The 12,014-nt window shown below is 64.3% G+C and carries 11 protein-coding genes; 7 read left to right on the forward strand and 4 right to left on the reverse strand.

Annotated elements, in window-relative coordinates; genetic code table 11:
* Positions 1-208: 208 nt before the first annotated feature.
* A complete protein-coding gene (locus B5M41_RS15740) occupies positions 209-1,339 on the reverse strand; it encodes a site-specific DNA-methyltransferase (protein WP_134648856.1) in 1,131 nt (376 codons plus the stop codon).
* A gap of 142 nt (positions 1,340-1,481) precedes the next feature.
* Here B5M41_RS15740 and B5M41_RS15745 point away from each other — a divergent pair, with 142 nt between their 5' ends.
* Together B5M41_RS15745 and B5M41_RS15750 are read left to right on the forward strand one after the other, a co-directional pair.
* Positions 1,482-2,093, forward strand: coding sequence for an ArsR/SmtB family transcription factor (locus B5M41_RS15745; RefSeq protein WP_230640120.1), 612 nt, complete (start codon positions 1,482-1,484; stop codon positions 2,091-2,093).
* A gap of 192 nt (positions 2,094-2,285) precedes the next feature.
* Positions 2,286-2,975: an HAD family hydrolase gene (locus B5M41_RS15750; protein ID WP_134648857.1), complete on the forward strand. Its 690-nt coding sequence runs from the start codon at positions 2,286-2,288 to the stop codon at positions 2,973-2,975.
* A gap of 70 nt (positions 2,976-3,045) precedes the next feature.
* Here the strand turns inward: B5M41_RS15750 and B5M41_RS15755 are convergent, their stop codons facing one another.
* Positions 3,046-3,609 carry a hypothetical protein gene (locus tag B5M41_RS15755; RefSeq protein WP_134649029.1) on the reverse strand — a complete coding sequence of 188 codons (564 nt, stop codon included), beginning with the start codon at positions 3,607-3,609 and terminating at the stop codon, positions 3,046-3,048.
* A gap of 253 nt (positions 3,610-3,862) precedes the next feature.
* Here B5M41_RS15755 and thrC point away from each other — a divergent pair, with 253 nt between their 5' ends.
* From thrC to B5M41_RS15770, 3 genes are all read left to right on the forward strand, one after another.
* Positions 3,863-5,260, forward strand: a complete 1,398-nt coding sequence (thrC, locus tag B5M41_RS15760; RefSeq protein WP_230640121.1) for a threonine synthase — start codon at positions 3,863-3,865, stop codon at positions 5,258-5,260.
* A gap of 18 nt (positions 5,261-5,278) precedes the next feature.
* Positions 5,279-6,574: a M16 family metallopeptidase gene (locus B5M41_RS15765; RefSeq protein ID WP_167719026.1), complete on the forward strand. Its 1,296-nt coding sequence runs from the start codon at positions 5,279-5,281 to the stop codon at positions 6,572-6,574.
* A gap of 129 nt (positions 6,575-6,703) precedes the next feature.
* The gene (locus B5M41_RS15770) at positions 6,704-7,498 is read left to right on the forward strand and encodes a class I SAM-dependent methyltransferase (RefSeq protein ID WP_167719004.1); all 795 of its coding nucleotides are present in this window, start codon (positions 6,704-6,706) and stop codon (positions 7,496-7,498) included.
* Between the two features lie 77 nt (positions 7,499-7,575).
* On the opposite strand, the gene B5M41_RS15775 is transcribed toward B5M41_RS15770, so the two are convergent.
* Positions 7,576-7,896 (reverse strand): low molecular weight protein tyrosine phosphatase family protein, encoded by a 321-nt coding sequence (locus tag B5M41_RS15775; protein WP_134648861.1) that lies wholly within the window; start codon positions 7,894-7,896, stop codon positions 7,576-7,578.
* A 178-nt stretch (positions 7,897-8,074) separates the two neighbouring features.
* Positions 8,075-8,224 carry a DUF1127 domain-containing protein gene (locus B5M41_RS15780; protein ID WP_134648862.1) on the reverse strand — a complete coding sequence of 50 codons (150 nt, stop codon included), beginning with the start codon at positions 8,222-8,224 and terminating at the stop codon, positions 8,075-8,077.
* A 212-nt stretch (positions 8,225-8,436) separates the two neighbouring features.
* Here B5M41_RS15780 and B5M41_RS15785 point away from each other — a divergent pair, with 212 nt between their 5' ends.
* Entirely contained in the window at positions 8,437-9,030 is a 594-nt protein-coding gene (locus B5M41_RS15785; RefSeq protein WP_134648863.1) for a GNAT family N-acetyltransferase, read from the forward strand.
* A 122-nt stretch (positions 9,031-9,152) separates the two neighbouring features.
* Positions 9,153-11,996: an EAL domain-containing protein gene (locus B5M41_RS15790; protein ID WP_246665605.1), complete on the forward strand. Its 2,844-nt coding sequence runs from the start codon at positions 9,153-9,155 to the stop codon at positions 11,994-11,996.
* The last annotated feature ends 18 nt before the right edge of the window (positions 11,997-12,014 follow it).

Consider the following 12,014-nt stretch of genomic DNA (forward strand, 5'->3'; position numbering starts at 1 on the left):
CGGTTGTTCGGCCGTGGCTTTCGCAACGATTTCCGCCGCTTGGCCTGATGTCCTTGTCGGCTTCAAAGTAAGCGCGCGTTGGTTAACATCGTCTGAATCGCGCAAGGCCGAAACACAAAAGATTTCCGTCCCTTGAAAGCCACAGCCCCCGGTGCAGGGAACACCGGAGGCCGCAGCTGGAGAAACGGTCTTTCAGTCCTGGACAGGCCTATTCGAGGCCGGCCATCCGTGCGCGTACGATGGCGCGCAGATCGTCGATCGGCTTCAGCTCCGCACCTTCCGCATAGTGCCAGAAGGTCCAGCCGTTGCAGGCGTCGAAGCCCTGCACCCTGGCGCCGACGCGGTGGATGGAGCCGGCGTCGTTGCCTGCCACGAGCGTGCCATCGGCGCGCACGATGGCACTGTGGCGGCGACGGGCATCGGTCAGCACGGTGCCGGGTGCGATCAGGCCGCTTTCAATCAGCGTGTTGAAGGCGACGCGCGGTTCGGCCTTCTTGCCGGTCATGACGGAAAGCGTGCCGCTGCCGAGCGGTTCGACGGCCTCGATGCGCTCGCGGGCGGCATCGATATAGGCCTGCTCGCGCTCGATGCCGACGAAGTGGCGGCCGAGGCGCTTGGCGACGGCACCCGTCGTGCCGGAACCGAAGAACGGATCGAGCACCACGTCGCCAGGCTTGGAGGAGGCCATCAGGATACGGGCAAGCAGCGCTTCCGGCTTTTGCGTCGGATGCACCTTCTTGCCGTCCTCGCCCTTCAGGCGCTCGCCGCCGCTGCAGATCGGGAACAGCCAGTCCGAGCGCATCTGCACATCGTCATTGGCGGCCTTCATGGCATCGTAGTTGAACGTGTAACCCTTGGCCTTGGGGTCGCGGGTGGCCCAGATCATCGTCTCATGCGCGTTCTGGAAGCGGCGGCCCTTGAAGTTCGGCATCGGGTTGGTCTTACGCCAAACAATGTCGTTGAGGATCCAGAAGTTGAGGTCCTGCAAGGTGGCGCCGACGCGGAAAATGTTGTGGTAGGAGCCGATGACCCAGATGGTGCCGGAGGGCTTGAGCACGCGGCGGCAGGCCAGCAGCCAGGCGCGGGTGAAGGCATCGTAGGCGCCGAAGGAGGCGAACTGGTCCCATTCGTCGTCGACCGCATCGACCTGCGACTGGTCGGGCCGGGTCAGCATGCCGCCGAGCTGGAGATTGTACGGCGGATCGGCGAAGATGACATCGACGGACTGGTCGGGCAGCGCCTCGAGCGCGGCGACGCAGTCTCCCTTGATGATGGTGTCGAGCCACACGCTCTTGCGGGGCGAACGGGAGACGTCGGCAAGCGAAAGAACAGATGGCATTTGATACTCGCTGATACGCTTACTGGGAACTGAACTTGATGGGCTTATGGTTACCGAAGATGGTTACCAAAGGCTGAAGGCCCTGAAGAAAAAGCCGAAACCGCGTCGAGACGGGATTTCTCGCGTTATTTAGGGACATTCAATGGAGCGGCTCGCCGGCGACTGCGCGGTCGCCGAGGACAAGCCTGCCGGTGCGGCGGGCGTCACGCTGCAAACGGCAAGCGCCCATCTGGCCAAGCTGGAGGCCGGCGGACTGCTCGCGCAGCGCAAGCAGGGCCGCCACCGCTATTTCGCGCTAGCCGACGACCAGGCCGGACGGCTGCTCGAAAGCATCATGGGATTTGCGGCCAACCGCGGCCATCTGCGCGCCCGTGCCGGCCCTAGGGATCCGGCACTGCGCAAGGCACGCGTCTGCTACAACCATCTCGCCGGCGACTACGGCGTGCGCCTGCTCGACCGGCTGGTGGCCGACGGCGATGTCACACTTGATGGCGACGACGCCGCGCTGACGCCGGCGGGCGAGACGCGCATGGCCGCGCTCGGCATCGACCTGCCCGCGCTGAAGGCGCAGCGCCGCCCGGTCTGCCGCACCTGCCTCGACTGGAGCGAGCGGCGCTCGCATCTGGCGGGATCGCTGGGCGAGGCGCTGCTCGCCCGCTTCATCGCCGACGGCTGGGCAAAACGCGAAAAGGACAGCCGCGCGGTCCGCTTCACCGGCGATGGCGAACGCAAGTTCATGGCGCTGTTTCCGTGATCTTGCAGGGCTGAAGCGCGGCAGACAGCTGCGCATAGCTCCTTCCACCACTCCGCAATTGTCCCGGGCCACCCTTTGGTGTACGGATGCCGCAGCTGTGCGGGCCTGCCCGCCCCCTCCGATCTTTTCCCGGTTTCGGCAAGCAAGGCGTGATGCGCCTGCCGGCGCCGACAGTTTGAAAGACAGCCCATCATGGAAGGTTTCGACCTCATCATCTTCGACTGCGACGGCGTCCTGGTCGATTCGGAAATCATCGCCGCGGAAGTGGAATCCCGGCTGCTGACGGAGGCCGGTTATCCGATCAGCGTGGAAGAGATGGGCGAGCGTTTTGCCGGCATGACCTGGCAGAATATCCTGCTCGCCATCGAGCGCGAGGCCGCCATCCCGCTTTCCGCATCGCTGCTCGACAAGTCGGAAAAGCTGCTCGATGCACGCCTGGCAGCCGAGGTGAAGGTGATCGACGGCGTGAAGCAGATGCTGTCGCGCATCCGCAAGCCCTATTGCATCTGCTCCAACTCCTCCTCGCACCGGCTCGACATGATGCTGACGAAGGTCGGCCTCAAGCCGGTCTTCGGCCCCTACATCTACTCGGCGAAGGACCTCGGGCCGGACCGGGTGAAGCCGAAGCCTGATATCTTCCTGCATGGCGCCAAGCAGTTCGGCGCCGATCCGGCGCGCACGCTGGTCGTCGAGGATTCCGTGCATGGCATTACGGGCGCCCGCGCCGCCGGCATGCGCGTCGTCGGCTTCACCGGCGCCTCGCACACCTATCCCTCCCATGCCGACCGCCTGACGGAAGCCGGCGCGGAAACCGTCATTTCCCGCATGACGGAGCTGCCGGGCGTCATCGCCGCACTGGCCGAATGGAGCGAGGCGATCTGACGGTACGGATTGCCGGAAACAAAAAGGCCGCGGTCCTGATCGACCGCGGCCTTTTCTGTCTGGAAGGCGCTTACTTGCGCTTCTTCGCCGGACCGTCCTCGAAGCCGACATAGACCTTCGTGAAGCCGCCGGAGCCGCCGGGAACGGCGATATTGTCCTGTTTGAAGACGAACTGGCCCGCCGAGCCATCGGCCGGGATGGCGACCGGGTACTGCACCAGCTGGGAGTAGAGCGTGTTGGTGCCATCGAGCACCGAGACGCGGATCGGCACGTTCACGGTGCCCGAGGCGCCGGCCGGGCCAACGACGACGCGGCCCTGCACCATCACGGTGATCGTGAGCTGGCTGGAATTGATCGTGCACTGGCGCGTCGTGTCGGCAAGCGTCACCTGGTAGGCGAGGTTCTGCGGATCATCCTTGGCGCCCCTGGCGTAACGCTGGAGCACGGCCGTGCCATCCTGCAGGTAGACCTGCGGGCACGACCCCTGGATGACGGCGACCTGCGTCTGCTGCTGCGTTGCAGCCTCGACGCCCGAGGGATCGCTGGTCACGCCGAGATTGACAGGCTTGTCGGACTGGCTGCAACCGGCGACGGTGGCGAGAAGGGTGATGCCGAGAAAGCGGCGGATTGTCATTCCAAACACGTTACGTCTACCCCTGCGATCAGGCCCCGCCTCCGGCGTCCAAGCCTTTCCGAACTCGTTTTACGGGCCTTTTCACGACCCCAGGCGATGGTCTATAGCAGCGGCGTGGGGAAAAATCGATTGTCGAATGAAATCGCCCGCAGAATTTCGAACGGTCCGCCATCGGCGGGCCGGACAGAACGGCATCGTCACGAACGGCCGCAGGCAAAGCCCCGCAGCCCAACCATTCCAAGGACGTGTGAACGTGGACTATGTTTCGACGCGGGGCGAGGCCCCTTCCCTCGGTTTCTCCGATGCGCTCCTGGCGGGCCTTGCCCGTGACGGCGGCCTCTATGTGCCGCGCGAATGGCCGACCTTCTCGAAGAAGGACATCCGCGCGCTGCGCGGCAAGTCCTACCAGGACATCGCCTTCACCGTGCTTTCGCCCTTCGTGAAAGGCGATATCCCCGCCGACAAGTTCCGCGCGATGATCGACGAGGCCTATGCCACGTTCCGCCATCCGGCGATCGCACCGGTCGTCCAGACAGGCCCGAATTCCTTCGTGCTGGAGCTCTTCCACGGCACGACGCTCGCCTTCAAGGATGTGGCCATGCAGCTGCTGGCGCGGCTGATGGACCATGCGCTGGCCGTCCGCGGCGAGCGCGCCACCATCGTCGGCGCGACATCGGGCGATACCGGCGGCGCGGCCATCGATGCCTTTGCCGGCCGCGAGCGCACCGACATCTTCATCCTCTTCCCGGAAGGCAAGGTCTCGCCGGTGCAGCAGCGCCAGATGACGACCTCCACGGAAAAGAACGTCCACGCGCTGGCGATCAAGGGCAATTTCGACGATTGCCAGAACCTCGTGAAGGCGATGTTCAACGACGGCAAGTTCCGCGACAGCGTGAAATTGTCCGGCGTCAACTCGATCAACTGGGCGCGCATCATGGCCCAGATCGTCTATTACTTCACGACCGCCGTCGCGCTGGGCGGGCCGGACCGGAAGATCTCGTTTACCGTGCCGACCGGCAATTTCGGCGACATCTTCGCCGGCTATGCCGCAAAGCGCATGGGGCTGCCGATCGACAAGCTGGTCATCGCCACCAACGAGAACGACATTCTCGCCCGCACGCTGAAGACGGGCCGCTACGAGATCAAGGGTGTGAAGGCCACCACGTCGCCTTCCATGGACATCCAGATTTCCTCCAACTTCGAACGCCTGCTGTTCGAAGCCCTCGATCGCGATGCGGGGGCGGTGCGCCGCGCCATGGAAAGCCTCAAACAGTCCAACGCCTTCGAGATCGAGGACAAGGCGCTGAAGACGATCCGCAAGAAGTTCCGTGCCGGCCGCGCCACCGAGAAGGAGGTCGCCAGGACCATCAAGACCACGCTCGCCGAGACCGGCTATCTGCTCGATCCTCATTCGGCGATCGGCGTGTTCGTTGCCGCCAAGCATGAAAAGCCCGGTTCGCCGATGGTGACGCTCGCCACCGCGCATCCGGCGAAATTCCCCGCCGCAGTAAAATCCGCGAGTGGTATTGACCCGGCGCTTCCGTCGTGGCTTGCTGACCTGATGCAAAGGGAAGAGCGGTTCGACGTGCTCGGTGCTGAGCTCGATGCGGTGGAAGACTTCATCGGCAAACACACGCGGGCGCGGGACTGAACGCAGAAAGTGCGCATGATGAGAGTTGAGTGCACCCGGCTTACATCCGGGTTGACCGTGGTGACGGAAGCCATGCCCCATCTCGAGAGCGTCGCTCTCGGCGTGTGGATCAAATCCGGATCACGCAACGAAACCACGGACGAGCACGGCATCGCCCACCTCCTGGAACACATGGCTTTCAAAGGCACGGAGCGCCGCTCCGCCCGCCAGATCGCCGAGGAGATCGAGAATGTCGGCGGCGAGGTCAACGCCGCCACCTCGACCGAGACGACCTCCTACTATGCCCGCGTGCTCAAGGACCATGTTCCGCTCGCGGTCGACATTCTCGCCGATATCCTGACGGAATCCGTCTTCGACGAGGAAGAGCTGCGCCGCGAAAAGCACGTCATCCTGCAGGAAATCGGCGCGGCGAACGACACGCCCGACGACGTGGTCTTCGACAAGTTCTCCGAGGTCGCCTATCGCGACCAGATCATCGGCCGCGCCATTCTCGGCACGCCGGAGACCGTGCTCTCCTTCACGCCCGGCGAGATCCGCAGCTATCTCGACCGCAACTATACGACGGACCGCATGTTCGTCGTGGCGGCAGGTGCCGTGAAGCACGACGAATTCGTGCGCCAGGTCGAGGAGCGTTTTTCCAGCCTTCCGACGGCGCCGAAAATCTCGCCGGTCTTCGAACCCGCCCGCTATACCGGCGGCGACATTCGCGAGACGCGCGACCTGATGGACGCCCAGGTGCTGCTCGGCTTCGAGGGCAAGGCCTATCATGCGCGCGACTTCTACTGCTCGCAGATCCTCGCCAACATCCTCGGCGGCGGCATGTCCTCGCGCCTCTTCCAGGAAGTGCGCGAGCATCGCGGCCTCTGTTACTCGATCTATGCCTTCCACTGGGGCTTTTCGGACACCGGCATCTTCGGCATCCATGCCGCGACGGGCGGCGAGAACCTGCCCGAGCTGATGCCCGTCATCTTCGACGAGCTGAAGAAGTCCTCCGACAGCATCCACCAGCAGGAAATCGAGCGCGCCCGCGCGCAGATCCGCGCCCAGCTGCTGATGGGTCAGGAAAGCCCGGCCGCCCGTGCCGGCCAGATCGCCCGCCAGATGATGCTCTACGGCCGCCCGATCCCCAACGAGGAACTGATGGAACGCCTGCAAGGCATCACCATCGAACGCCTGACGGATCTCGCCGGACGCCTGTTCTTCGACACCGTGCCGACCATCTCGGCCATCGGCCCGCTGGAACACCTCGTCCCGGCCGCCGACATCACACGCTCGCTGGCGCGCGGCAGCGTGCCCGACCGGGTCGCAAGTTGAGCGGCCCTTCGAAGACCGCGCATACGCCGTAAAGCCACCGGACACTCCTCCTTTCGGTGGATGTTCTTTCCCGTCGATCGCAGCGATGGTACCCGAACCGGGTCTGTCGCGCCCGACGGGGAGACGTCGATGAGAGCAGTCGCCAGAAACCTGCTTCGATACGCCGGCTATACATTGCTCGAACACATGCCGGTGCAGCAATCGGAGCGCAGCCGTGCACGCGAGGCCCAGAAATACTGGAGCGACGTGAACCAGCGGGCTTTCCACTCCAACTCCCACTGGAAAGGCGACCAAGGTGTGCCGGAGCGCGTCTGGCTGGAACTCGGAAAACCGCATCTCAAGCTCATGCTCGACCACCTGACGCTCCGCAGGCGCAGCCTGCCGGTCGGGCGTGTCGTCGAATGGGGGTGTGGCGGCGGCGCGAATGCGGTGCATTTCGCGCCCGTGACAGACAGTTTCGTCGGGGTGGATATCTCGCAGGCCACGCTGGACGAATGCGGGATCGTGCTGCGCAGCATGGGCCAGGAGAGCTTTCAGCCCGTGCTGACCGATGTCTCCAATCCCGAGGCTGCGGCCGGCGCCTTGGCGGGCACGGCGGACGTTTTTCTCTGCACCTATGTTTTCGAGCTGCTCCCCTCGCAGGAGCATGGTCAGCGCATCCTCGACATCGCCAACCGGGTGCTGCGGCCCGGCGGAACCGCGATCATCCAGATCAAATACGAAACGGCCGACCGAAAGACGAAGTCCCGCCAATGGGGCTACCGCCGGAACCTCGCCAACATGACGACCTATTGCATCGACGATTTCTGGCAGAGGGCCGAACGCGCCGGCTTCACGCCGGTGTCGATTTCGCTTCGTCCCAAGGACGACCTCATCGACGACGAGCGCTACGCTTATTTCGTGCTCGACAAGCCGGGCGGCTGAGCGGCCATCGGCCCGCTGGAACACCTCGTCCCGGCAGACGACGCAACAGGACGGCCGGGTTCCGGCCGCCTGCCTGCTCAAAGATGCGGCGGCACCTTGACCTTCAGCAGCGCCACAAGTGCCGGGTCCATGAACGTGTAGTTGTCGGGAATATCAAGGCAGATCACCCGTTTGCCCCGTAGGGCCGAGCGGTATCGCGTCTGCACTTTGCTGCGGTGGACCTTTTCCATCACGAAAACGATGTCCGCCCATTCTATCAGTTCCGCGGAGAGCGGATTTTCCGCGTCATTGTTCGTGCCGGCCGAAGACGTCTCGATGCCCGGCCAGTCCGCGAAAACCTGTTCGGCGGTCGGGCTGCGCAGCCTGTTCTGGCTACAGACGAACAAGATGTTTTTCACGGCGCCTCTTTTGCGATCTCAACGCGACCGGTGATAGCAGCGGCGCTGAAAGGCGTCGATAGCTTAATGCCGGCGGGAGCCCAAAACGACAAAACCCGCCTTGCGGGCGGGTTATGGGCCGGAACCTGGAGGTGCGTTCCGGCGGTCCGACGGGATGCGGCGCGTGCCGCGATCCGCATCAGATGATGTCGCTTGCGCCCTTGACGGCAGCGCGGATGTTCGAGCGCGTCAGGCCGAGGTCCTGCAGGGTGCGGTCGTCGAGAGCGCCGAGTTCGCGGATGGCGCGGCGGTCTGCAACATTCTTCTTGAGCTTTGCGAAAAGGTTCATGTTCATCTCTCCTTTGTGTTGATGAAAATATAGCCTTTCCCGTGCCTACTTAAAATGCACATGCTTTCAGCGCAGGCATGCGAATCTTGCATAGCAAGGCAAATCCGGCCGTCTCCCAGCCGATCGTCTCCCAACAGGATTTGACGCCGGTAACGCTGTCGTCATAATCTCGGACGAATGCGCGCCACCAGCCGGCGCGTGCGGAGGGCTGCATGACGAGGTCGGTTTTTCGGTTTCTGTCCCGGCAGTCCGATACGGTCGAACTTGCCGGCGACGGCTACCTTCTTCGCCTTCCCCGCTTCCATGATTATCGGCAATGGTATGCGCTGCGCTCCGAGAGCCGCGCGTTCCTCGAGCCGTGGGAGCCGACATGGCGCGGCGACGACCTGACCGAGAGCGCCTTTCGTGCCCGCGTCATCCGCAATGAACAGGAATTTTCCTCCGGCCAGGCCGTTCCGCTGTTCGTCTTTTCGCGCGAGGACAATGCCCTGCTGGGCGGGCTGACCGTCGGCTATATCAGGCGCGGGGCGGCGCAGTGCTGCATGATCGGCTACTGGATGGGCGCGCGCCATGCCGGCAAGGGTCACATGTTCGGCGCGCTCAAGCTCACCATTCCCTATATCTTTTCGAGCCTTCAGTTGCACCGTATCGAGGCAGCCTGTATTCCAGACAATACGAGAAGCATTCGCCTCCTTGAAAAGGCCGGCTTTCAGCGGGAAGGCTACCTTCGGGAGTATCTAAAGATAAACGGGCAGTGGCGCGACCATGTGATGTTCTCGCTCCTGGCTGCCGACAGGCGGCCCTGAGCGACACCGGGCGCGACGGGACTGGGCAAGTACCGAAGGACAATGCGCTTTCAATGACGTCTTCAATCGTGCCGCGCGCGCTGCGTGCCAGCCGGTCCTCATACTTCATCCTGCTGGCGGCGATGGTGCTGTTCGCCTCGCTCGCCGGGCAGGCGTTTGCCGTCGAGCCCGTGCGGATCTCGCGTGACGATACCGCCCTCGACCTGACCGCCACGACGGAGATCTATACGGGCCGGGGCGAGGCCTTCCAGGTTTCCACCGCGCCCGGCACCGACGGCATCGTGCGCCGCATCGAGGTGCGCGCGACCTCCGATACGCACCAGGGCGACTGGGCCGTCTTCGCGCTCGCCAACGTTTCCGACGAACAGATCGACCGCCTGATCGTCGCCCCGCATTTCCGCCTCGTGCAATCCAAGCTGTTCTGGCCCGATCTCGGCGCCAAGCGCATCATCTCGATCACGCCGAGCCAGGGCTTCGCGCTGGATCGCCAGCCGAGCGACGAGGCGGACGTCTTCCGCATCACGCTCGACCCCGGGTCCGTGGTGACCTTCGTGGCCGAACTCGCCACGCCCGACCTGCCGCAGATCTATCTCTGGGCGCCGGACGCCTACAAGGACACGGTCAATGCGTTTACGCTGTATCGCGGCATCGTGCTCGGCATTGCGGGCCTCCTCGCCGTCTTCCTGACGATCCTGTTCGTGGTGAAGGGCACGTCCATGCTGCCGGCAACGGCGGCGCTGGCCTGGGCGGTGCTCGGCTATATCTGCGTGGATTTCGGTTTCCTGTCCAAGCTCATCAGCATCACCGCCGGTGACGAGCGCATATGGCGCGCGGGAACGGAGGTGTTCCTTGCCGCGGGCCTCGTCGTCTTCCTCTTCACCTATCTGAACCTCAACCGCTGGCATGCGCATCTTTCCTACGCGACGCTCGCCTGGATCCTGGGTCTTGGCCTGTTGTTCGGCGTGGCGATCTACGATCCGCCGATCGCCGCCGGCATTGCGCGCCTCTCCTTCGCGCTGACGGGAACGGTGGGCATCGTGCTCATCGCCTATCTCGGCTTCAACCGCTACGACCGCGCCATCCTGCTCGTGCCGGCCTGGGCGCTGATCCTCGTCTGGCTGTTCGGCGCATGGCTCACCGTCACCGGCCAGCTCAACAACGATATCATCCAGCCGGCGCTGGGCGGCGGGCTCGTTCTCATCGTGCTGCTCATTGGCTTCACGGTGATGCAGCACGCCTTTGCCGGCGGCGCCTACAGCCAGGGCCTGTTCTCCGATCTCGAGCGCCAGTCGCTGGCGCTGACGGGCTCGGGCGATACGGTCTGGGACTGGGACGTGGCCCGCGACCGCGTCGTGACCATTCCCGACATCTCCATCCAGCTCGGCCTTGCGCCCGGCGTCATGCACGGCCCCGCCCGCAACTGGCTGCCGCGCCTGCATCCCGATGACCGCGACCGCTTCCGCGCCACGCTCGACGTGCTGCTCGAACATCGCCGGGGCCGGCTCAACCATCAGTTCCGCGTGCGCGCCGAGGACGGCCATTACCACTGGCTGTCGATCCGCGCCCGGCCGGTGCTGGGCGCCAACGGCGAGATCATCCGCTGCGTGGGCACGATCATCGACATCACCGAGCAGCGCAACTCCGTGGACCGGCTGCTGCAGGACGCGCTGCACGACAACCTCACGGGCCTGCCGAACCGGCAGGTCTTCCTCGACCGCCTGCAGGCCATGCTGTCGCTGACGGCAAGCTCGGATACGGTGCGCCCCACGGTGATGACCATCGACATCGACCGCTACAAGCAGGTCAACGATGCGCTCGGCATCGCCGCCGGCGACAATATCCTGATCGCGCTGACCCGGCGCCTGCGCCGCCTGCTGCGGCCGCAGGACACGCTGGCGCGCCTCTCCGGCGACCAGTTCGGCCTGATCCTGATGTCGGAGCGCGATCCCGCCAAGGTGGCCGATTTCGCGGATGCGGTGAGCAAGGCGATCATGGTGCCGATCAATTTCGGCGGCCGTGAAATCATCCTGACGGCATCCATCGGCCTTGTGTCCTGGGTCGACCAGCAGGAGGATGCGGCGGGCCTGCTCAACGATGCCGAGCTTGCCATGTACCGGGCCAAGAAGGCCGGCGGCAACCGCGTCGAGCCGTTCCGCCCCGCCTTCCGCACCTTCGGCGCGGACCGCCTGCAGATCGAAACGGATCTGCGCCGCGCCATCGAGCGCAAGGAATTGTCCCTCGTCTACCAGCCGATCGTCCGCCTCAAGGATGCGGAGATCGCCGGCTTCGAGGCGCTGATGCGCTGGGATCATCCCAAGCGCGGCAATATTTCGCCGGCGGAGTTCATTCCTATCGCCGAGGCGTCGGACCTCATCGGCCAGCTCGGCCTCTTCGCCTTCGACAAGGCGGCGAGCGACCTCATGGACTGGCAGCTGCACACCGGCGAGCTGCCGATCTTCGTTTCCGTCAATCTCTCCAGTTCGCAGCTTCTTAACAACGAGCTTTACAACGATGTGCGCGCCGCGCTCGCCCGCACGCGCTGCGAGCCCGAGAAGATCAAGCTGGAGCTCACCGAATCCGTCGTGATGGAAAATCCGGAACAGGCGCGGCTGATCCTCAACAAGCTGCGCGACCTCGGCCTTGGCCTGGCGCTGGACGATTTCGGAACCGGCCATTCGTCCCTGTCCTACCTGACCCGCTTCCCCTTCGACACGATCAAGATCGACAAGGCGCTGGTGCGCGACGGCTCGGACAAGCGCACCGTGCTGCTGCGCTCCGTCATCTCGATGGCGCGCGAGCTGGAAATGCAGGTTGTTGCGGAAGGCATCGAGTCCGAAGAGGATGCCATCGAGCTTGGCAATATGGGTTGCGAGTTCGGCCAGAGCTATCTCTTCGGCCCGCCGATCGGCTACGATTCCGTCCAGCGGCTGCTCAAGGAGCGCTTTCCGCTGATGAAGCGGGCGTAATAGGAACTAGGCAGTAGG

The organism is Shinella sumterensis, assembly GCF_004514425.2.
Lineage (GTDB): Bacteria > Pseudomonadota > Alphaproteobacteria > Rhizobiales > Rhizobiaceae > Shinella > Shinella sumterensis.

Coding starts and splice junctions, on each gene's coding strand:
- B5M41_RS15790 (WP_246665605.1), top strand. CDS start 9,153: ATGGTGCTGTTCGCCTCGCTCGCCGGGCAGGCGTTTGCCGTCGAGCCC.
- B5M41_RS15780 (WP_134648862.1), bottom strand. CDS start 8,224: ATGAACCTTTTCGCAAAGCTCAAGAAGAATGTTGCAGACCGCCGCGCC.
- B5M41_RS15765 (WP_167719026.1), top strand. CDS start 5,279: ATGAGAGTTGAGTGCACCCGGCTTACATCCGGGTTGACCGTGGTGACG.
- B5M41_RS15740 (WP_134648856.1), bottom strand. CDS start 1,339: ATGCCATCTGTTCTTTCGCTTGCCGACGTCTCCCGTTCGCCCCGCAAG.
- B5M41_RS15770 (WP_167719004.1), top strand. CDS start 6,704: ATGAGAGCAGTCGCCAGAAACCTGCTTCGATACGCCGGCTATACATTG.
- B5M41_RS15785 (WP_134648863.1), top strand. CDS start 8,437: ATGACGAGGTCGGTTTTTCGGTTTCTGTCCCGGCAGTCCGATACGGTC.
- B5M41_RS15755 (WP_134649029.1), bottom strand. CDS start 3,609: ATGACAATCCGCCGCTTTCTCGGCATCACCCTTCTCGCCACCGTCGCC.
- B5M41_RS15745 (WP_230640120.1), top strand. CDS start 1,482: ATGGAGCGGCTCGCCGGCGACTGCGCGGTCGCCGAGGACAAGCCTGCC.
- B5M41_RS15750 (WP_134648857.1), top strand. CDS start 2,286: ATGGAAGGTTTCGACCTCATCATCTTCGACTGCGACGGCGTCCTGGTC.